Annotated in this window: 22 protein-coding genes and 3 pseudogenes; 22 read left to right on the top strand and 3 right to left on the bottom strand. The window is 71.3% G+C overall.

Going from position 1 to position 20,066, the window contains the following annotated elements; translation table 11 throughout:
• The first annotated feature begins 14 nt into the window (after positions 1 to 14).
• The 14 genes and pseudogenes from U5640_RS16100 to U5640_RS16035 all read left to right on the top strand — a co-directional run bounded on the left by U5640_RS16100 (position 15) and on the right by U5640_RS16035 (position 11,006).
• Positions 15 to 881 (top strand): hypothetical protein, encoded by an 867-nt coding sequence (locus tag U5640_RS16100; RefSeq protein ID WP_079078870.1) that lies wholly within the window; start codon positions 15 to 17, stop codon positions 879 to 881.
• A gap of 80 nt (positions 882 to 961) precedes the next feature.
• On the top strand, positions 962 to 1,669 hold the full coding sequence (gene cpaB / locus U5640_RS16095; RefSeq protein WP_340376480.1) for a Flp pilus assembly protein CpaB: 708 nt from the start codon (positions 962 to 964) through the stop codon (positions 1,667 to 1,669).
• A 13-nt stretch (positions 1,670 to 1,682) separates the two neighbouring features.
• The gene (locus tag U5640_RS16090) at positions 1,683 to 2,936 is read left to right on the top strand and encodes an AAA family ATPase (protein WP_340376479.1); all 1,254 of its coding nucleotides are present in this window, start codon (positions 1,683 to 1,685) and stop codon (positions 2,934 to 2,936) included.
• 65 nt (positions 2,937 to 3,001) lie between these two features.
• The gene (locus U5640_RS16085; protein WP_340385141.1) at positions 3,002 to 3,334 is read left to right on the top strand and encodes a pilus assembly protein; all 333 of its coding nucleotides are present in this window, start codon (positions 3,002 to 3,004) and stop codon (positions 3,332 to 3,334) included.
• A 1-nt stretch (position 3,335) separates the two neighbouring features.
• Complete coding sequence (locus U5640_RS16080) at positions 3,336 to 3,692, top strand: TadE/TadG family type IV pilus assembly protein (protein WP_340376478.1); 357 nt, start codon at positions 3,336 to 3,338, stop codon at positions 3,690 to 3,692.
• Positions 3,693 to 3,713: 21 nt separating this feature from the next.
• Positions 3,714 to 5,051, top strand: a complete 1,338-nt coding sequence (locus tag U5640_RS16075; protein ID WP_340376477.1) for a CpaF family protein — start codon at positions 3,714 to 3,716, stop codon at positions 5,049 to 5,051.
• A gap of 5 nt (positions 5,052 to 5,056) precedes the next feature.
• The gene (locus U5640_RS16070) at positions 5,057 to 6,001 is read left to right on the top strand and encodes a type II secretion system F family protein (RefSeq protein ID WP_340376476.1); all 945 of its coding nucleotides are present in this window, start codon (positions 5,057 to 5,059) and stop codon (positions 5,999 to 6,001) included.
• A gap of 16 nt (positions 6,002 to 6,017) precedes the next feature.
• On the top strand, positions 6,018 to 6,905 hold the full coding sequence (locus tag U5640_RS16065; RefSeq protein WP_340376475.1) for a DUF5936 domain-containing protein: 888 nt from the start codon (positions 6,018 to 6,020) through the stop codon (positions 6,903 to 6,905).
• 10 nt (positions 6,906 to 6,915) lie between these two features.
• Positions 6,916 to 8,229 carry a histidine kinase gene (locus tag U5640_RS16060; protein WP_340376474.1) on the top strand — a complete coding sequence of 438 codons (1,314 nt, stop codon included), beginning with the start codon at positions 6,916 to 6,918 and terminating at the stop codon, positions 8,227 to 8,229.
• Positions 8,202 to 8,894 (top strand): annotated as a pseudogene (locus U5640_RS16055) (response regulator transcription factor); the annotation flags it as partial. The gene U5640_RS16060 and the pseudogene U5640_RS16055, both read left to right, overlap by 28 nt.
• An 82-nt stretch (positions 8,895 to 8,976) precedes the next feature.
• Positions 8,977 to 9,192 carry a hypothetical protein gene (locus tag U5640_RS16050; RefSeq protein ID WP_340385140.1) on the top strand — a complete coding sequence of 72 codons (216 nt, stop codon included), beginning with the start codon at positions 8,977 to 8,979 and terminating at the stop codon, positions 9,190 to 9,192.
• Positions 9,189 to 9,782, top strand: coding sequence for a pilus assembly protein TadG-related protein (locus U5640_RS16045; RefSeq protein WP_340385138.1), 594 nt, complete (start codon positions 9,189 to 9,191; stop codon positions 9,780 to 9,782). The genes U5640_RS16050 and U5640_RS16045 overlap by 4 nt, the downstream gene beginning before the upstream one ends.
• A 16-nt stretch (positions 9,783 to 9,798) precedes the next feature.
• Positions 9,799 to 10,380, top strand: coding sequence for a hypothetical protein (locus U5640_RS16040; RefSeq protein WP_340376473.1), 582 nt, complete (start codon positions 9,799 to 9,801; stop codon positions 10,378 to 10,380).
• A gap of 8 nt (positions 10,381 to 10,388) precedes the next feature.
• Complete coding sequence (locus U5640_RS16035; RefSeq protein WP_340376472.1) at positions 10,389 to 11,006, top strand: OmpA family protein; 618 nt, start codon at positions 10,389 to 10,391, stop codon at positions 11,004 to 11,006.
• Here U5640_RS16035 and U5640_RS16030 read toward each other — a convergent pair.
• Positions 10,981 to 11,367 carry a DUF192 domain-containing protein gene (locus tag U5640_RS16030; RefSeq protein WP_340376471.1) on the bottom strand — a complete coding sequence of 129 codons (387 nt, stop codon included), beginning with the start codon at positions 11,365 to 11,367 and terminating at the stop codon, positions 10,981 to 10,983. The genes U5640_RS16035 and U5640_RS16030 overlap by 26 nt on opposite strands.
• A 73-nt stretch (positions 11,368 to 11,440) precedes the next feature.
• On the opposite strand from U5640_RS16030, the gene U5640_RS16025 reads away from it, so the two are divergent.
• Both U5640_RS16025 and U5640_RS16020 read left to right on the top strand, forming a co-directional pair.
• Complete coding sequence (locus U5640_RS16025) at positions 11,441 to 12,022, top strand: dihydrofolate reductase family protein (protein WP_340376470.1); 582 nt, start codon at positions 11,441 to 11,443, stop codon at positions 12,020 to 12,022.
• A gap of 51 nt (positions 12,023 to 12,073) precedes the next feature.
• Positions 12,074 to 12,916, top strand: a complete 843-nt coding sequence (locus U5640_RS16020; RefSeq protein WP_340376469.1) for a methyltransferase domain-containing protein — start codon at positions 12,074 to 12,076, stop codon at positions 12,914 to 12,916.
• A gap of 26 nt (positions 12,917 to 12,942) precedes the next feature.
• On the opposite strand, the pseudogene U5640_RS16015 reads toward U5640_RS16020, so the two are convergent.
• A pseudogene (locus U5640_RS16015) lies at positions 12,943 to 13,073 on the bottom strand (winged helix DNA-binding domain-containing protein); the annotation flags it as partial.
• 145 nt (positions 13,074 to 13,218) lie between these two features.
• Between U5640_RS16015 and U5640_RS16010 the strand changes: the two are divergent.
• Entirely contained in the window at positions 13,219 to 13,365 is a 147-nt protein-coding gene (locus U5640_RS16010; protein ID WP_340385707.1) for a helix-turn-helix domain-containing protein, read from the top strand.
• On the opposite strand, the pseudogene U5640_RS16005 reads toward U5640_RS16010, so the two are convergent.
• Positions 13,330 to 13,584 (bottom strand): annotated as a pseudogene (locus tag U5640_RS16005) (winged helix DNA-binding domain-containing protein); the annotation flags it as partial. The gene U5640_RS16010 and the pseudogene U5640_RS16005 overlap by 36 nt on opposite strands.
• A gap of 710 nt (positions 13,585 to 14,294) precedes the next feature.
• Between U5640_RS16005 and U5640_RS16000 the strand changes: the two are divergent.
• From U5640_RS16000 to U5640_RS15980, 5 genes are all read left to right on the top strand, one after another.
• Positions 14,295 to 15,068, top strand: coding sequence for an isoprenyl transferase (locus tag U5640_RS16000; RefSeq protein ID WP_067248507.1), 774 nt, complete (start codon positions 14,295 to 14,297; stop codon positions 15,066 to 15,068).
• 293 nt (positions 15,069 to 15,361) lie between these two features.
• A complete protein-coding gene (locus U5640_RS15995) occupies positions 15,362 to 16,687 on the top strand; it encodes a PhoH family protein (RefSeq protein ID WP_055635765.1) in 1,326 nt (441 codons plus the stop codon).
• 419 nt (positions 16,688 to 17,106) lie between these two features.
• Positions 17,107 to 17,784 carry a lytic transglycosylase domain-containing protein gene (locus U5640_RS15990; protein WP_340376468.1) on the top strand — a complete coding sequence of 226 codons (678 nt, stop codon included), beginning with the start codon at positions 17,107 to 17,109 and terminating at the stop codon, positions 17,782 to 17,784.
• Positions 17,785 to 17,847: 63 nt separating this feature from the next.
• Positions 17,848 to 18,567, top strand: coding sequence for a transglycosylase SLT domain-containing protein (locus U5640_RS15985; protein ID WP_340376467.1), 720 nt, complete (start codon positions 17,848 to 17,850; stop codon positions 18,565 to 18,567).
• A gap of 132 nt (positions 18,568 to 18,699) precedes the next feature.
• Positions 18,700 to 20,055: an AI-2E family transporter gene (locus U5640_RS15980; protein WP_340376466.1), complete on the top strand. Its 1,356-nt coding sequence runs from the start codon at positions 18,700 to 18,702 to the stop codon at positions 20,053 to 20,055.
• Positions 20,056 to 20,066 lie beyond the last annotated feature (11 nt).

The following is a 20,066-nucleotide window of genomic DNA, read 5'->3' as shown; positions in this document are numbered from 1 at the left end:
TCGGGGAGCTGCGCGTGCCAACTGCCGTTGCCGTGACCGGCGCCGACCTGGCGCTGCCGCCGCAGGACGAGCGGACCCTGCCCGCCGTCGTGCTCGCCGACCTGGACCGGCAGCCGCTGGAACAGGCCCTGGACGCCGTACAACTCCTCGTCGAGCAGCACGGGCACCTCGTCGTCGTGTACTCACGGGCCGTCCCGCCCGCGGTGGAGCAGCGGCTGCACACCATCCGCTCGCTCCTGGAGAGCGACCGCATCGCGCTGTACCGGCCCGACCTGCCGCCCCTCGGCGTCGCCGTCCTCGCCCGCCAGCTGCGCCAGCTCGCCTCCTGCGACCTCGGGCCGGGGGTGCTCGCCTCGGCGGGCCGGCTGCTCACCCACTACATCCACGCGGGCGCGCTCCTCGGCTCCGTCGCCCGGCTCGACCGGGTCCCGGTCGTCGGGCTGAAGGCGCACGCCCGGTCCTGGGTCCCGGGCAGCCAGTTCGCCGTACTCGCCCATCCACAGCCGCAGCTGGTCAAGGCCGCACCCGACGTCACCCTCCCCGGGCCCGAGTTCGGGACCTGGATGCTCGTCGGCCGCGGTCAGCTCCAGTCCGACTGGGTCACCGGGACCCTCGCCCCCGCCTGGAAGGCCCAGGGTCTGCGGGAGACCGAGGCGCCCGCCGAGTCCGCCGCCTGGTGGGGCACCCCCAAGCTGATCGAGTTCTGCGCCTACCTGCCCGACCTGTCGGTCCTCTACCAGCTCGTCGCCTCGGTCCGGCAGGGCGTCTGTCACTGGTGCGGGATCGACGTCATCGGCGACCGCTGTGTGTTCTGCTCCGCCGGCCCGCCGCCCGCCGCCGAGCTCACCGCCCGCCCCGTCCGCGCCCTCACCACCGGCTGAAAGGCGCACCCCGGCCGAGAAGCGCCGGCACCGACCACCGTTCCCGCTCGACCCGACCCCCAACGAGGTTGCACGGTTCCATGAACTCCCGTCAGCGCCGCGGCGTGATTCTCCTGCTCCTGTCGGTGGTGTGCGCCCTCGGTGCCTTCGCCGGCGTCCTCTCCGTCATCGACGACGTGAACTCCAAGGTCGGCCCCGAGGTCACCGCCTACGAGCTGCGGTCCGACATCGCGCCGTACACGGCTCTGGAGGAGAGCCAGTTCAAGAAGATCGAGATGCCGAAGCGCTGGCTGTCGCAGAACGCCGTCACCGATCTCACGGCGATCCGCCGCAAGATCGCCGTGACGACCCTGAAGAAGGGCTCGCTCCTGCAGAGCGACATGATCGTCGACCAGCCCGCCCTGCAGCCGGGGCAGCAGGAGGTCGCCATCATGGTCGACGCGGCCACCGGCGTCGCGGGCAAGATCAGCCCCGGTTCCTCGGTCAACGTGTACGCCACCTTCGAGGGCGCCCGCGACTCCGACCCCGACCAGTCGAAGATCATCGTCACCAACGCGCGCGTCCTCGACGTCGGCGAGATCACCGCCCTCGAACCCGACCGCGACAACCGCGCCGGCTCCGCCACCGACGCCGTCCCCATCACCTTCGCCCTGTCGACCCTGGACGCCCAGCGCATCACGTACGCCGAGTCCTTCGCCAAGCGCGTCCGCCTCGCCCTCGTGGCCCCCGGCGGCGCCACCACGATCCCCGACCAGGACCGTACGTACGAACTCGTCACGGACAAGTGAGAGGCCGCCGCCCATGCCCACGAGGATCCTCCCGGCCGTCGGCGACGCGGACGCGGTCCGCTCCCTCACCACCCTGCTCAGCCAGCTCCCGGACGCCGAACCGGTCCCCCCGGTCGCCGACTCCACACAGCTCGTCGACACCCTCGCCCGCCTCGCCGCCGAGTCCGTCGACGAACTCCCCGAGGTCGTGATCGTCCACGAACGCATCGGACCCGTCCCGGCGCTGGAGCTGGTCCGCGAGGTCGCCCTGCGCTTCCCGGCGGTCGGCGTCGTCCTCGTCACCACCGACGCCGGCCCCGGCCTCTTCCAGGCCGCCATGGACTCCGGCGCCCGGGGCGTCGTCACGCTCCCCCTCGGCTACGAGGAACTGGCCCACCGCGTCCAGTCCGTCGCCCAGTGGTCCGTCGGCGTCCGGCGCCATCTCGGCCACGGGGCCGAGGAGTTCACCGGCGTCGGCGGCACCGTCGTGACCGTCAGCGGCGCCAAGGGGGGCGTGGGCGCCACCCTCACCGCCGTGCAACTCGCCCTCGCCGCCCAGGCCTCCGGCCGGCCCACCGCGCTCGTCGACCTCGACCTCCAGACCGGCGACGTCGCCTCCTACCTGGACGTCCAGTTCCGCCGCTCGGTCGTCGACCTCGCCGCCATCACCGACCTCTCGCCCCGTGTCCTCGCCGAGGCCGTCTTCCGCCACGACAGCGGGCTGGCCCTCCTCCTCGCCCCCGCCGAGGGCGAACGCGGCGAGGAGGTCACCGACCGGGCCGTCCGCCAGATCGTCGGCGCCCTGCGCTCCCGCTACGAGGTGGTGGTCGTCGACTGCGGCGCCCAGCTCAGCGGCGCCGGAGCCGCCGCCGTCGAGATGGCCGACCGGGCGCTCCTCGTCACCACCCCCGACGTGGTCGCCGTCCGCGGCGCCAAACGCACCGTCCGCATGTGGGACCGCCTCCAGGTCCGCAAGGCCGAGGAGACGACCGTCGTCGTCAACCGGCACACCCGCGGTACGGAGATCCAGCCCCCGCTCATCCAGAAGATCACCGGCACGGCCGTCGCCGCCACCGCGGTCCCCGCCAACTTCCGGGAACTGCAGGCGGCCGTCGACGCCGGACGTGTCCACGCCCTCGACGGCAAGAGCACCGTCCGCCAGGCCCTGTGGGCGCTCGCCGCCGAACTGGGCCTCGTCAAGGCACCGGAGACGGCCCTCGTGCGCCGCGGCGGGCGTGCCCGCGGCGCGGACCGGGGGACCGGCGGCTTCCGGCGGCGGAAGGAGTGAGCGCCGTGACGAGGCGACGTCCGTGCGCCGGCGACCGCGGCCAGGTCACCATCGAGTTCCTCGGCATGACCCCGCTGATCATCGTCACCCTGGTGGTGGTGTGGCAGTGCGTGCTGGTGGGGTACACGTTCACGCTCGCGGGGAACGCTGCCGACGAGGCGGTGCGGGCGGGCACGGCGGCGCACCCCGGGCAGCGGGAGGGGGCCTGCCAGGAGGCGGGCCTGGACAAGCTGGGGGACGCGTGGAGGGGGAACGCCGACGTGGACTGCGGCACCGGCGGCGGCTATGTGACCGCCGACGTCTCCCTGCCCGTCCCCGTGCTGTTCCCGGGCACGATCGACTTCCCGGTCACGGTGCACGGACACGCGGGCGCCGTCGAGGAAGAGGACGGCGACTGAGATGCCGTACCCACCGCGCAGACGCGGCGACCGGGGGCAGGTCGCGCTGGAGTACCTCGGCTTCCTGCCCCTGCTGCTGATCGTCGCGCTGGGCGCCGTCCAGCTCGGACTCTTCGCCTACGCCGCCCAGCAGGCGGGCACGGCGGCGCGTACCGGGGCACGCAGCGCCTCCCTCGACCGGGACCCCCAGGGGGACTGCGCCCGGGCGGTCAGCAGCTGGCTCTCGGTGAGCTGCCCGCCCGCCTACCTGGGTGACGAGGTGCGGGTCACGGCGACGGTCACCATCCCCTCCGTCATCCCCGGCATCGACAACTTCGGCACCGCCCGCAAGACGGCCACGATGCCGGTCGACCACTGACTGAAGGAAGGCGACACCGCCATGAGCCTGCGGGCACGCATCAGCTCCCCCGAGGAGAGCGGCGGGCGCGGCGAGGACGGCCACCTGGTCTCCTCGTACCGGGCCAAACTCCTGGAGGAGATCGACCTCGCCGAGATGAGCTCGCTCGCGGCGGCCGAGCGCCGGGCCCGGCTGGAACGCGTCCTCGGCCACATCATCAGCCGCGAGGGCCCGGTGCTGTCGACGGGCGAGCGCGCGCAGCTGATCCGGCGGGTGGTCGACGAGGCGCTCGGCCTCGGCATCCTGGAGCCGCTCCTCGAGGACGCCTCCGTCACCGAGATCATGGTGAACGGCCCCGACGCGATCTTCGTCGAGCGGGCCGGGCGGGTGGAACAGCTCCCGCTGCGGTTCGCCTCGAACGACCAGCTCATGCAGACCATCGAACGCATCGTCTCCACCGTCAACCGCCGCGTCGACGAGACGAACCCGATGGTCGACGCCCGCCTCCCGTCCGGGGAACGCGTCAACGTGATCATCCCGCCGCTCTCCCTGACCGGCCCGATCCTCACCATCCGCCGCTTCCCGCGCTCCTTCACCCTCCACGAGCTGATCGGCTTCGGCTCCCTCGACGAACCGATGCTCTATCTGCTCGCCGGGCTGGTGCAGGCCAAGTTCAACGTGATCGTCTCCGGCGCCACCGGCACCGGGAAGACCACCCTGCTCAACGCGCTGTCCGGGCTGATCCCGGAGGGCGAGCGGATCATCACCATCGAGGACTCGGCCGAACTCCAGCTCCAGCAGTCCCACGTCATCCGACTGGAGTCCCGGCCGCCGAACGTCGAGGGCAACGGCCGGATCACCATCCGCGACCTGGTGCGCAACTCGCTGCGGATGCGCCCCGACCGGATCGTCGTCGGTGAGGTCCGCGGCGGCGAGTCCCTCGACATGCTCCAGGCGATGTCCACCGGCCACGACGGCTCGCTCGCCACCGTCCACGCCAACAGCGCCGAGGACGCGCTGATGCGGCTGCAGACCCTCGCCTCCATGTCCGACGTGGAGATCCCCTTCGTCGCCCTCCACGACCAGATCAACAGCGCGGTGGACGTCATCGTGCAGCTCACCCGGTTCGCCGACGGCGCCCGCCGGATCACCGAGATCGCCCTCCTCGACAGCCACGGCTCGGAGCCCTTCCGGCTGGCCACCGCCGCCCGCTTCGACGCCCGCCCCATGACCGCCGACGGCCGCGTCCACGGCGCCTTCGCGTACTTCCCCCTCCCGCGCCGCACCGCCGACCGCCTCTACATGGCGAGCCAGCCGATCCCCCAGGCGTTCGGGGTCGCCCGCGACGCACTCGAACTCACGACCAGGGAAGCCCGGTAGCAGCGATGACCCTCGACACCCTCATCACCCTCACCACCGGTGTGACGCTCCTGACCTGTGCCCTGGCCGTCGTGGGCGTGCACGTCTACGCCAAGGGCCACGCCCAGCGCGCCGCCCTCGTGGAGCGCCTGTCCGCCACCGGCCAGGCCCCCCCGGACGGACGCCGGCGCCGCTTCCGCGAGCTGGACCGCCGACTGCGCCGGACGAGGACGGGCCGCGCACTGGAACGGAGACTCGCGGCCACCGGCCTGGACGTCACCCCCGGCGAGTTCTTCGTCTCCATGCTCGCCACCGTGGCCGGCCTCTGGCTGGTCGGCCAGGCCGTCCTGGCCCCCTTCTTCGGCCCGCTCGCCGGACTCCTCGGCCTCTGGGCGGCCCTGCAGTTCCTCAACTGGCAGCGCCAGAAACGCATCGAGAAGTTCATCAACCAACTCCCCGAACTGGCCCGCATCCTGGCCAACGCCACCCACGCCGGTCTCGCCCTGCGCACCGCGATCGGCATGGCCGCGGAGGAGCTGGAGGCGCCGGCCGGCGAGGAACTCGCCAAGGTCGCCGACCAGTTGGCCATCGGCCACTCCATCGACGACGCCCTCGGAGAACTCGCCGAACGCCTCCCCTCCCGTGAACTCGTCGTCCTCGTCACCACCCTGATCCTCTCCAACCGGGCCGGCGGCCAGGTCGTCGGCGCCCTGCGCAACCTCACCGAGACCCTGGAGGAACGCAAGGAGACCCGGCGCGAGGTCCGCACCCAGCTCTCCCAGGTCAACATGACCTCGTACGCCGTCCCGGTGCTCGGCGTCGGCGCCCTGTTCCTCATGGACGGCGTCAACGACGGCACCCTCGACCGGATGACGTCCTCCGCCGTCGGCCAGGCCTGTGTGATCGTCGCCTTCGGCCTCTACGCCGTCGGCTTCGTCCTCATCCGCCGTATGTCCCGCATCGACGTCTGAGGAGGGGACGTACACCGTGGAACTCCTGCTGGCCCTCGCCATGGGCCTCGCCGTCTGGGGGATCTTCGCCGGGTTCCGGATGTACCGGGCCGAGGTGAAACTCCCCAGCGACCTCGTCCTCGCCCTGGAGGTCGGCGCCACCCGCACCAGCGCCGTCGGCTCCCTCGTCGACCGCATGGGCATGCGGTACGCGCCGGCCGTCCTGCGTCTGATGGGTCCCAGGCAGGTCGCCCGCTACCGCCGCCGCATCGACCTCGCGGGCAACCCCGGGGGCCTGACGATCGACCGGTACGCCGCCCGTCGCGCGGTCTACGGCGCGATCGGCGGCGTCGGCGCGCTGGCCGCCCTCCTCCAGGGCAGCTTCTTCGTCGCCCTGCTCATGCTGGCCTTCGCCGCCTTCTGGTCCGAGGTCGGCATCTGGTCGGCGATCCGGGTCCGCAAGGACGCCATCGAACGCACCCTGCCCGACTTCCTGGACGTCCTCGCCGTCGTCGTCAGCGCCGGCCTCGGCTTCCGCCAGGCCCTCGACCGGGTCGCCTCCAAGTACGAGGGTCCCTGGGCGGACGAGATCCGCATCACACTCCGCCAGATGGACCTCGGCGTGAGCCGCCGCGAGGCCTTCGAGGAGCTCCGCCGCCGCAACGACTCCGAACAGGTCGCCATGTTCGTCACCGCCCTCCAGCAGGGCGAGGAGCTGGGCGCGCCGATCGTCGACACGCTCGTCGCCATCGCCAAGGACATGCGCCGCACGGACGCCCAGAACGCCCGCCGCAAGGCCGCCCGCGCCGTCCCCAAGGCCACGCTGATGATCACCACGTTCATGGTCCCGGCGACGATGCTCCTGCTCGGCGCGGGCATGCTGCTGGGCTCCGGCACCGACTTCAGCTCGATCACGGGGGAGTAGGCGGCCGGTCATGAAGGACACCGTGGGCAGGGCGGGCCTGGACGGCGTCCGCCTCCAGGCGAACGCCGTCCAGGCCATGTGCCGTCAGGTCTTCGGCTTCCGCCTGGCGATGATCGCCGTGGCCGCCCCGTCCGCCCTGCTGCACGCCTCCCCGGGCCTGGGCGTCCGCCTCGTCGGCGCGGCCGTGGTCGTCACCTTCATGGGCTCCTACGTCCTCTTCCGCGACTGGGAACGCTTCGGCCCCCTGCTCCTGCGCCACCCCGCCCTGCTGGCCTCCGACACCCTCGTCGGGACGCTGCTGCTGATCTCCGCCGGCCCCGACACCACCCTCGCGTACGTCAGCGTCTGCACCCCCCTCCTCGCCGGCATCGTCTACGGCTGGCGCGGCGCCGCGTGCTTCGCCTCGCTCCAGTCGCTGATCCTGCTGCTGGTCCAGGCGACCGTCGGCCGGGGCGCGGGCACGGGCGGGGGTGCGGGCGCCGGAGCGGGCCTGGCCGAACACCTCCTGCTCCCCGGCTTCTGCGTCATCACCGGAGCGGTCGGCTCCACCCTGCGCGGGCTGCTCCTGCGCTTCGGCGAGGCCACCCACGCCCTCGCCGCCGTCCGCGCCCGCCTCGCCGCCGCCGAGGCGGTGACCGCCGAACGCGCCCGTCTCGCCCGCGAGATGCACGACTCCGTGGCCAAGACCCTGCACGGCGTCGCCCTCGCGGCGGACGCCCTGGCCACCGCGGCGGACCCCGCGCACGTACGGCGGCAGGCCGAGCTGGTCGCGACCTCGGCCCGCCGCGCCGCCGCCGAGTCCCGCGACCTGCTCGCCGACCTGCGCCAGGCACCGCCAGGGGCCGACGGAGGCGGCGGGGTGGACGTCCTGCCCGAACTGGCGGCCCACGCGGACGACTTCGCCGAACGCACCGGACTGCGGGTCACCTACCGTCCCACCGGCGACCGTACGACCCTCCCCGTGCCCCCGGCGGTGGCGCGCCAGCTGCTCACCATCACCGCCGAGGCCATGGAGAACGCCCACCGCCACGCCGCCCCCACGGCGGTCGAGGTCCGCGCGGGCGTCGAGGACGACCTCCTCACCCTCACCGTCCACGACGACGGCCGCGGCCTGCCCCCCGGCACCACCCTCGAACACCTCCGCGCCACCGGCCGTTTCGGCCTCCTCGGCATGGCGGAACGGGCCGCCTGCGTGGGCGCCCGCCTGCGCATCGCCAGCGACGACCGCGCCCGCTCCGGCACCGAGGTTCGGCTGGAACTCCCCCTGGCCGCCCTGACCTTCCGAGAGGAGGCACCATGCCGGACCGGCCCGCCGTACGCGTAGTGGTGGCCGACGACAACCCCGTGGTCCGCGCGGGCCTCACCGCGCTGCTGTCGAGCTGCGCGGACGTCACGGTCGTGGCGGAGGCGGCGGACGGCCGCGAGGCCTGCGAGGCCGCCCTGCGCCACCGCCCCGACGTGGTCCTCCTCGACGTCCGCATGCCCGGCGTCGACGGCCTCACGGCCCTGCCCCACCTGGCCCGGATCACCACGGTCCTGATGCTGACGTACAGCCACGACCCGCACACCGTCCGGGCGGCGCTGCGCGGCGGGGCGAGCGGCTACCTGGTGCACGGGCGCTTCACGGTGGAGGAACTGAGGGAGGCGGTGAGGACTGCGAGGACTGCGAGGACTGCGAGGACTGCGCACGAGAGTGCGAATGCACACGCAAAACTGCCTGCAAGTGCCTTGCCATTAGCGACTTCACCCAAACCGCTTTCGCGACTGCAACCATCTGTGGGACCCTCTGACGAGTCGGGTCACCGGGCCGGGTTCCAGCTCAGCGCGAGGGAGGCGGAGATCATGGACCTCATCGCCTCGGGCATGAACAACCAGCAGATCGCCGCCGCATGCTTCATCAGCGAGAAGACGGTCAAGAATCACATCAACCGCATCTTCGCCAAGCTGCACAGCAGCAGCCGCGCCGAGGCGGCGGCCAAGTGGCTGGGAAATTGGGCCCTGGGACCCTCGCCGGGGACACCCCGGGCGCCCTACGTTCCTCCTGCCAGTGCCTCAAACCGAGAGGAACACCATGAGCGACCTGCTGCTGAAGACCGTCATCGCGGCCATGGTCCGGGTGACGGAGGCGGTACGGCGCCGCACCGCCGACGACAGGGGGCAGACCGCGGTCGAGTATCTGGGGATCATCGCGGTGGTGGTGGCGATCGTGGTGCTGATCGCGAACACGAATCTGGGGGCGACCATCGTGAACAAACTGACGGCTCAGATCGCCAAGGTGGCCCCCTGACACTGCTTCGCAGGCGCGGCGATGCGGGGCAGGCTTTCCCCATCTATCTCACGGTGGTGGCGGGCCTGCTCTTTCTCGCGTTCGCGTACTTCGCGGTGGGCCAGGCGGCGGTGAACAGGAACGGCGCCCAGACGGCCGCCGACGCGGCGGCCCTGGCGGCCGCCCAGGAGACCAGGAACGAGCTCGCCGACGAGTGGGTGCTCGACGTGCTCGACCCCGCGAAATGGCAGGGCATCTTCGACGGCAACGGCGGGACCAACACCTGCTGGAGAGCAGACCAGTTGGCCGAGATGAACGATGCGACGGTCCAGTGTTCCCCGGACGGGCTCCTGAGCTACCGGGTCAGGGCTCAGACCAACAGGACAGTCGGGGACTCGGTGGTGCCCGGCACGGCGGACCGTCAGGCGCACGCCAACGCCGTCGCGGTGATCGAGCCGCTGTGCACGTTCGACCCGCCGACCGACGGTGCTGAGGTCGACGTACTTCCGACGCTCGAGTGTGACGACGGGGACTGGGTGCTGGACCCGGAGAACCTGACCGATCTGCCTGGACCCGAAGACCTGTTCGACGTGCACTTGGCCACAGGCTGAGGAAGGAAGCGGACTGATGAACATGCGATTCACGGCGCAAGCCCGCAAGGCGGTGGTCGCGCTGACCGTCGTGGCCGGGTTGGCCGTCGGCACTGCCGCGTGCGGTGGTGGCGGTGGGGACGACAAGAAGCCCCAGAGCTCGTCGTCCTCCTCCAAGGCCGGTGGATCGCAGCCGGAACCGCAGGAGGGGCAGTCCGAGGAGCCTTTGGCCGAGATGAAGGGCCCGAGCGGACTCCTTCTGCAGATCACGTCCGCCGTTCGGGATTCCGGCGGTTTCGTGACGGTGAACGGACAGATGAAGAACGACGGATCGGAAGTGGCCGTCATTCCGCTGGAGCTGAGCGGCAACGAAACCGAGATCATGAACAACGGCCGCTCCCTCGGCGGAGCCACCCTCGTCGACTCCAAGAGCAAGAAGCGCTACTACGTCCTCCGCGACACAGAGGGCCGCCCCCTCACCACCACCGGGTTCTCGACGCTGAAGGCGGGGGAAACGATCGACGTGTTCCTGCAGTTCCCCGCCCCGCCCGCGAGCAGCACGGAGGTCACCTTCCAGCTCCCGCTGTTCCCCAGCGCGGTCGTCAAGATCTCCGGGTGAGGCCGGTCATGACCCCACGTCTGCCTCTGGCGGTGGCCGCCGCCACCCTCCTCGTCCTCGGCACGGCACCCGCCTCCCTGGCCGACGACACCACCCCCAGCGTCCCCCCGGGTACCGAAGCCACCGCCTCCGCACCGGTCGAGGTGGACCCCAACGACCCCGACCTCAAGCTCCCCGAGGGCGGTACGCTCGCCGCGCCCAAGGTCCTCGACATCAAGCAGGTCGTGGAGGACGAGTCCGGCGACGAACGGCGCGAGGACACCAACGCGGACGTCACGTTCGCCCTCCAGGCCGAGGTCCTGTTCGGCAAGGACAGCGCGCAGCTCGGCACGGAGGCGAAGGCCCGGATCGCGGTGATCGCCGACGAGATCAAGAAGCAGAACACCAAACTGGTCCGCGTCTTCGGCTTCACCGACAACCTCGGCTCCTCCGCCCACGGCGACGTCCTCTCCAAGCAACGCGCCGACGCCGTCCAGACGGAACTCGCCGCCGACCTCAACGACCCCGCCCTCACCTTCGAGGTCCGCGGCTACGGCGAGCAGTACCCCATCTCCGACAACTCCACGGAAGAGGGCCGCAAGAAGAACCGCCGCGTGGAGATCACCTTCCCGAGGACCGCGGGCTGACGTCCGTCACCTCGACGCGTACGCCCGGTCGGAGCCCCCAGCCCTCCATCGCCCCCGCCGCCGCCTCCAGGACGTGGCGGGAGCGGAGGCGGGGCAGGCCCAGGCGGGCGGGGGGCATGGTGCGCACGGCGATGACCCTCAGACGGCGGTCGAGGTAGGCGACGTCGAGGGGGATGCGCATACCGAAGGTGTGGATGCTGCCGGCGGGGGTCAGGAGCAGGGCGCCGTCGACGGAGTCCCGGCCCAGGAGGCCCCGGGTGCGGGCACGGTAGGAGGCGGCGATCTCCAAGGGGATGCGCAGCGGGGGTCCCCCGTCCGCCTCCACGAGCAGTTCGGCATACCCGTCGTGCCAGCGCGCCATGGACCTCATCCCCTCGCTCGCCTCGCTACCCTCGGCACGGTAGCGAGCCGGGACACGAAGAGGTGGCCGTCGTATGCGGAAGATCGTCCTGATGATGTCGGTGTCCCTGGACGGATACATGGAGGGACCGGACCGGGACATCTCGTGGCATCGCGTCGACGACGAGGTCCACCAGGACGCCAACGACTTCGTCGCCCGGATGGCCGCTCTGCTCAGCGGCCGGGTCACCCACGACCTCATGGCCGATTTCTGGCCCACCGCCGACGCCGACCCCGAGGCCCCCGCGGTGATGGCCGAATTCGCCGCCCTGTGGCGGGAGATCCCCAAGTACGTCTACTCCCGCACGCTGGAGCACGCCGACTGGAACACCACCGTCGTGCGCGAGGTCGTCCCGGAGGAGGTACGGGCCCTCAAGGAGGGGCGCCACGCGGAACTGGGCCCCGGCGACCTGGGGCTCGGCGGTGCCGATCTCGCCGCCGAGTTCCTCCGCCTCGGGCTCGTCGACCAGATCCGGCTCTACGTCCACCCCGTCCTGATCGGCCGCGGCAAACCCCTCTTCCCGGACACCGGCACGGTCACCGGACTGCACCTCGCCGAATCCCGCACCTTCGGCAACGGCGTCGTCCTGCTGTGCTACGACGTCGAGCGGGGCTGAGAGGGGATAACCGGCGGGCGCGAACGGCGGGTCACCTGCCAGGATCGCCCCATGAGCGACGACGACCGACACCAGGGCACGACGGGCGGGCGGACGGGCACCGCCTTCCGGGAGCTTCTCGCGGAGGGCGCCGCCGTTCCCACCGAGGGGTGGGACTTCTCCTGGTTCGAGGGGCGGGCGACCGAGGAACGGCCCTCCTGGGGGTACGCGGTGTCCCTCGCCGGACGGCTCGCCGGTGCCGGTGCCGTGCTCGACCTCCAGACCGGCGGCGGGGAGGTCCTGGACTTCGCCCTCGCGCGGGCCGCCGCGGACGCCGCCCCCGCCCCCGTCCTCACCGTCGCGACCGAGGGCTGGCCGGCGAACGCCGCCAGGGCCACCGCCCTGCTGCGGCCGCGCGGCGTCGCCGTCGTCGCCGTCCCGGAGACGAGCCCGCTGCCGTTCGCCGACGCCGCGTTCGACCTGGTGAGCAGCAGGCATCCGGTACGGCCCCGGTGGAGCGAGATCGCCCGGGTGCTGCGGCCCGGCGGGACCTATTTCGCCCAGCACGTCGGGCCACGCAGCGTCTACGAGCTGGTCGAGTACTTCCTCGGCCCGCAGCCCGAGGGGGCGAGCCAGGACCGTCACCCCGACCGTGAGCGCGCCGAGGCCGAGGCGGCGGGCCTGGAGATCGTCGACCTGCGCGCGGAACGCCTGCGGATCGAGTTCCACGACATCGCCGCCGTCGTCCACTTCCTGCGCAAGGTGATCTGGATGGTGCCGGACTTCACCGTGGAGGCCTACGAGCCCCGTCTGCGCGCCCTGCACGAACGGATCACCGGGCAGGGCCCCTTCGTCGCCCACAGCACCCGCCACCTCGTAGAGGCCCGCAGACCGCCCGTCCGACCGTCCGCCTGACCGTGCGCCCGCGGGGGCCGGGCCCCTCAGGCGTGCGCCCCCGTGGTCACCTCGCCGATCACCAGCTCCGCCGCGGCCTCCAGCACCTCCCCGACCGGTCGGCCCGTTCGCCCAGCTCCTGGGTCTGGCGGGCCGTCAGGCGGCCGGGCGGTTCCACCTGGCTTTCGGGCAGGGTGCCCGGTCCTTCAAGGCCGGGGTGAATGCCCGCTCCGCTGACGGCCGGGCAGAGGTGTGGTCACTCGGATGGGTGATGGTGATCGATGAGGTGCGCGGGCGGGGAACGTGTGGTCTACGTTCTCGGCATGGCACGGTTTCGGATGTACCCGACGGGTGAGCAGGAGCGGCAGATGCTGCTGCACTGCGCGCACGCCCGGTACGTGTGGACCCGGCGGGAGAACGAGTGGCTGCGCGCAGACCGTCCCGCGCGGGCCGTGCGTCCGCACCAGTGACCTGTCCCCGCCCAGCGCGGCCCGTACGCCGGTCCGTGTCGTCCCCTCGGCACGGATGCCGACCGACAGCTCCGCCGCCGAGGGAACCTGTGCGTGCGCGCCGAACATGGCCGCGACGATCTCCGCGGGGCCTCTGGTGCCGGCTGTGAGCGGATTGGCCAGGAACTGCCGTTCCAGCCGTCGTGCGGACGCCTCTTGCCAACTGATCCTCGGGGTCATGGCGCCGACGCCGGAGGGCAAAGAGGACGGGAACTGTCCGCAATGGGGCCGCCGGACACCGGTCGGGTCGGCCCGCTCGGCGGCGCCGGACAAATAGAAAGGGGCATTCCGGTTCACTCCGGAACAGACCGCCGCACAACCTCCACGAGGTTTCCACATCGTTATCGCGAGCGGTTCCCATTCGCTGCGGGCCTCACGTAAGTTCAAGCGCAGGTAATTCGCGTGAGCAAAGCTGCGCGGGCGGCACCGCGCGGTGGAGGGGGCTGTGCGGCGCCGTCCGCGTCAAGCGGGCGCGAGTCGCCGGGGTAGCCCGTCGGGGGGACGGGCGGACAACTGCCCGAGTGGCGCCCAAGTTCCGCCAAAACCGCGACATCCCTCGGTAAACGCCGCCATTCCCCTGGGATTCCGCCGTGATTCGGCCATGAGAGCCGTATGAATCATGCCCTGTCAGGTCATCGGGGCGTCGCCGAATGACTGCGGAGAGTAATTGTGTCGCGCTGATGCACGCAGCATCACTTACGAAGGGTTATGGTGGAAACCCCCCCTCGGGCCGGTCCGTCTCCCCCCCACGGACCGGCCCGTTTTTTGCACCAGAGAGCGGCGCCGCGCCCCAACCCCCCGCGCCCGCACCCGACAACCCACCGCACCGCCCCGCACCGGTACCCTGTTCCCCCGCGGGGACCGCACTCGCACGGAGGGGCTGACATCACGTGAACCTGCGCGACAAGCTGCGCGGCCTTCTGGTCAGGCTGTACGCACGCCGGGTGGAAGGCCACCTGGACCACGCTCAGGTGCCCAAGCACATCGGCGTCATCATGGACGGCAACCGTCGCTGGGCGAAGGCCTCGGGGTCCACCACCGAGCACGGCCACCGCGCCGGCGCCGAGAAGATCGAGGAGTTCCTCGGCTGGTGCACCGAGACGGACGTCGAGGTCGTCACCCTCTGGCTGCTGTCGACGGACAACCTCGACCGCCCCCAGGAGGAACTCGTCCCCCTCCTCGGCATCATCGAGGACGTGGTCCGCACCCTCGCCGCCGACGGCCGCTGGCGCGTCCACCACGTCGGCACGCCGGACATCCTCCCCTCCCATGTGCAGACCGCGCTGAAGGAGGCCGAGCAGGCCACCGCCCACGTCGACGGCATACTGGTCAACGTCGCCATCGGCTACGGCGGACGCCAGGAGATCGCCGACGCCGTGCGCTCGATGATCACCGACGCGGCCGACCGGGGCGTCTCCATGGAGGACCTCGCCGAGTCCGTCAGCGTCGACCTGATCGGCCGCCACCTCTACACCGGCGCCCAGCCCGACCCCGACCTCGTCATCCGCACCAGCGGCGAACAGCGGCTGTCGGGTTTCATGCTGTGGCAGACGGCCCATTCGGAGTACTACTTCTGCGAGGTCTTCTGGCCGGCCTTCCGCAAGGTCGACTTCCTGCGTGCCCTGCGCGACTACGCGGCACGTCATCGCCGTTACGGCGGCTGACCGAGGGACGGAAGTAACAAGGAGTTCACCGGTGCGCCGTCATATGCCGTGGCATGGCGGCGCATCTTCGAGGGCATAAGCCAAGCAGGTCGACGCCCGAACCACGGGTGTCGGATCCTCAGCGGGCGGCACGGGGCCGTCCGCCCGGGAGGCCCTTTGCACCAGCCCGACCGTGCGGTCACGGCACGGAAGAAGCAGCGGGGGGCCGGTACCCGGCCCGTGCATCGGGGCCGTCGACCGGTCCAGCTCCACTCCGTCGCTCCCCGACCTCATCCGAGGGGGTACGTCCTTCCGTGGTGACCAGCACAAAGCGCCGTATGCCTGACCGGCGCACCTATGTTCTCGACACCAGCGTCCTGCTGGCCGACCCGAACGCCATGACCCGCTTCGAGGAACACGAGGTCGTGCTCCCCATCGTCGTGGTCACGGAACTGGAGGCCAAGCGGCACCATCCCGAACTCGGCTACTTCGCCCGGCAGGCGCTGCGCCTGCTCGACGACTACCGGGTGAAGTACGGTCGCCTCGACGCCCCCATCCCGATCGGGGAACTGGGCGGCACCATCCGTGTCGAGCTCAACCACTCGGACCCCAGCGTGCTGCCCAGCGGCTACCGGCTGGGGGACAACGACTCACGCATCCTCGCGGTCGCCCGCAATCTGCAGGCCGAGGGGTTCGACGTCACCGTCGTGTCGAAGGACCTGCCGCTCAGGATCAAGGCGTCGTCGGTCGGTCTCCTGGCGGAGGAGTACCGCGCCGAACTCGCCATCACGGACTCCTCCGGCTGGACCGGAATGTCCGAACTGGGCCTGTCCGGCGAACAGGTGGACATCCTCTTCGAGGAAGGACACGTGTACGTCCCGGAGGTCGCCGACCTGCCCGTGCACACCGGTCTGACCATCCAGTCGGAGCGCGGCAAGGCACTGGGCCGGGTCACCCCGGAGGGCAACATCCGGCTGGTGCGGGGCGACCGGGAGGCGTTCGGCATCAAGGGCCGCAGTGCCGAGCAGCGCATCGCGCTCGACCTGCTGCTCGACCCGGACGTCGGGATCGTGTCGATGGGCGGCCGGGCCGGCACGGGCAAGTCGGCGCTGGCGCTGTGCGCGGGCCTGGAGGCGGTCCTGGAGCGCCGCCAGCACCAGAAGGTGATGGTCTTCCGTCCGCTGTACGCGGTGGGCGGGCAGGAGCTCGGCTATCTGCCGGGTTCCGAGGCCGAGAAGATGAGCCCCTGGGCCCAGGCGGTGTTCGACACCCTGTCGGCCGTCACGTCCCGCGAGGTCATCGAGGAGGTCACCGCGCGCGGGATGCTGGAGGTCCTGCCCCTGACGCACATCCGGGGCCGCTCCCTGCACGACGCCTTCGTCATCGTCGACGAGGCCCAGTCCCTCGAACGGAACGTGCTGCTGACCGTTCTGTCCAGGATCGGTGCCAATTCGCGGGTGGTCCTCACCCATGACGTGGCCCAGCGGGACAATCTGAGGGTCGGGCGCTACGACGGTGTCGTCGCCGTCGTGGAGAAGCTGAAGGGTCACCCGCTCTTCGCGCACGTGACGCTGAACCGGTCCGAGAGGTCCCAGATCGCGGCGCTTGTGACCGAAATGCTGGAGGACGGCCACATCTGACCCTGACCGCACAAGTTCATAAGCTGTGAGCGTCCGTTGGTGCCGTCGGGCAAAGGCTGTGAGCCTAGCCGGGCGGCACCGGCGTGTGTGGGGGTTCGGCGAAATATCCGGGCATCGCGAGGGTGTGAGCTTTCACACGTAACTCGGAATTGCCTTGCGGCATCCGGTTACGGCAGAGTCTCGATCCTGTCAGGCCCCGCATACGGCACACGTGTACCCCCAGGGGTACGGGAACACACGCGCACCACCTCCAACTCCATAGCGTCGCCGTATGCCGCCCGAGCACCACACGGCGCTCCCCGCACGGGAGTTGCCCACCGGGCCCGTGTCTCCCGTGACCCATCGAGGGGAGGCCAGCGTCAGGGGCACGATCGCGTCCGCCAGGGTCACCGAAGCGGGCGCTGCTGGAAGGAAACCGTGTGAGCCGGATCTCGGTCCGGGGATTCGCAGTGGCCTCGGCCACGGCGGTCACCGCTGTCGGAAGCGTTGTCGGCGTTGCCTCGGGCAGCATCGCAGCACCGAACAACGACGCTGAGGCGACCGCGAGCGACGCGACGCTCCTCGCTGACATCCCTGCCGGCCAGCAGGCCCAGGTGCAGACCGCCACCGTGGCGCAGCAGGCCAACTACCAGGCCATCGCCGCCGACGAGGGCGCGAAGAAGGAAGCGGAGGCAGCGGCCCGCAAGGCTGCCGCCGAGACCGCCGTCGCGAAGAAGGAGGCCGCCGAGAAGGCGGCCAAGGAGCGCGCGGAGGCGAAGGCCAAGGCCAGCCGCAGCGCGTCCGACTTCCCGATCCAGAGCTCCTACACGGTCGCGCAGATCCAGGCCATGGCCGCGCAGATGGTGCCGAGCGGCCAGTTCCAGTGCTTCAGCAACATCGTGGACCACGAGTCCAGCTGGAACTACCACGCCGTCAACGCCTCCTCCGGCGCCTACGGCCTCTTCCAGGCGCTGCCCGCCGGCAAGTACGCCTCCGCGGGCGCCGACTGGCAGACCAACCCGGCCACGCAGATCAAGTGGGGCCTGAACTACATGGACAGCCGGTACGGCAGCCCCTGCGAGGCGTGGTCGTTCTGGCAGGCCAACCACTGGTACTGAGTCCCGGGCGGCTCCGGCCGCACCTCCTTGCAGCTCGACTTCACCTCGAACGAAGGAATTCGTGTGAGCCGGAACTCGGCCCGGGGATTCGCGGTGGCCTCGGCCACCGCGGTCACCACTGTCGGTGCGGTCATGGGCGTGGCCCAGGCCAACACCGCACCCAGTGACGACGCGCAGGCCACGGCGAACGGCACGACGCTGCTCGCCGATTTACCGATAGGCCAACAGGCCGAGGTGCAGACGGCCTCGCTGCACCAGCAGGCCACCACACAGGCCGTCGCCGCGGACACCACCGCCAAGAAGCAGGCGGAGGAGTCCGCCCGTCAGCAGGCGGCCAAGGACGCCGTGGCCAAGCAGAAGGCCGCCGTCGCCAAGGCCAAGGCCGAGAAGGCAGCCGAGGAAGCCGAAAAGGCCGAGCAGCGCGCCGAGGCGGAGACCAAGTCCACCGCGTCCTCCGGCAGCACCGCGAGCTTCCCGCAGCAGGCGTCGTACACCGTCGCCGAGGTCCAGGCCATCGCACGGCAGATCGTGCCGGCCGGCCAGTTCCAGTGCTTCAGCAACATCGTGAACCACGAGTCCACCTGGAACTACCAGGCCGTCAACCCCTCGTCCGGCGCCTACGGTCTCGTCCAGGCCTACCCGGCGTCGAAGATGTCGTCCGCGGGCGCCGACTGGCGCACCAACCCGGCGACCCAGATCAAGTGGGGCCTGAACTACATGAACGAGCGGTACGGCAGCCCGTGCGACGCCTGGGACTTCTGGCAGGCCAACGGCTCGTACTGAGCCGCCGCTCCACCCCGCTCAACCCCGCGCAGCCCCTCCCCGTCCATGGGGGAGGGGCCATCGCCCTGTACGGTCGACAAGCCGACGACTCCAGGGGGAGTGGTGGGGAGAGACGGGGGAAGAGGGCGGATCATGTCGCGAGTGCCAGGGTGGCTCGGCCGGCTCGGCGCCGGTCTGAGCGAGATGGGTGAGCGGCTCGACGAGCGGCGTGCCGAGGTGGAGCGCGAGAGCATGCCCGAGGAGCCGGTGCCGGTGCCGGAGCCCCCGGCGCCCGAGACCGTCGTGGCGGCCCCGCAGGAGCCCTCCCCGCCCCTTGTGCGCCCCGATCCCGCCGAGGCCGTCCCGTGGGGCGTCCGGGTCGCCGCCGAGGCGGGCTGGCGGCTGCTGGTGCTCGCCGGGACCGTCTGGGTCCTGATCAAGGTCATCAGCGCGGTCCAACTGGTCGTCCTGGCCTTCGTGGTCGCGCTGCTGCTCACCGCCCTGCTCGAACCCACCGTGGCCCGGCTCAAGCGCATGGGGGTGCCCGGGGGACCCGCGACCGCCCTCACCGCGATCCTCGGGTTCGTCGTCATCGGCCTGATGGGCTGGTTCGTGACCTGGCAGGTCATGGAGAACATCGACAACCTCTCCGACCAGGTCCAGGACGGCATCGAGGATCTGCGCCGCTGGCTGCTCAACAGCCCCTTCCACGTCACCGACAAGCAGATCAACGGCATCGCCAAGAACCTGCGCGAGGCGATCGGCGCCAACACCGACTCCATCACCTCGGCGGGCCTGGAGGGCGTCACGGTCGTCGTCGAGGCGCTCACCGGCATCCTGCTGGCGTTCTTCTCGACGCTCTTCCTGCTCTACGACGGCAAGCGGATCTGGGAGTGGACCCTCAAGCTGGTCCCGGCCGCCGCCCGGCCGGGCGTGGCGGGCGCGGGCCCGCGGGCCTGGGCGACGCTGACGGCGTACGTCCGGGGCACGGTCGTGGTGGCCCTCATCGACGCCATCTTCATCGGCCTCGGCATCTACTTCCTCGATGTGCCGATGGCCGTGCCGCTGGCCGTGTTCATCTTCCTGTTCTCGTTCATCCCGCTGGTCGGCGCGGTGGCCTCCGGCGCGCTGGCGGTGGTCGTGGCGCTGGTGACCCAGGGCGTGTTCACCGCCGTGATGACCCTGGTCGTGGTGCTCGCGGTACAGCAGATCGAGGGCCACATCCTGCAGCCGTTCATCCTCGGCCGCGCGGTCCGCGTCCACCCGCTCGCGGTGGTCCTGGCGGTGGCCTCCGGCGGTCTGGTCGCCGGGATCGGCGGCGCGGTGGTCGCCGTACCCCTGGTGGCGGTGACGAACACCGTGGTGGGCTATCTGAAGGCGTACGCCCAGGAGCCGGCCCTGCGGACCTCGCCGAGGCCCCGCGGGGCGACGGCGGCGGACGTGGCGCCCGTCGCCCCACCCGTGGCGAACCCGACCCGGCCGACGGGGCCCGAGGACAAGGCGCCCTGACCCAGGGCCCG

It is taken from the genome of Streptomyces sp. SS7 (assembly GCF_037993025.1).
Classification (GTDB): Bacteria; Actinomycetota; Actinomycetes; order Streptomycetales; family Streptomycetaceae; genus Streptomyces.
Note: the sequence above shows the minus strand (reverse complement) of the source record. Positions and strands in the feature narration are given on the sequence as shown.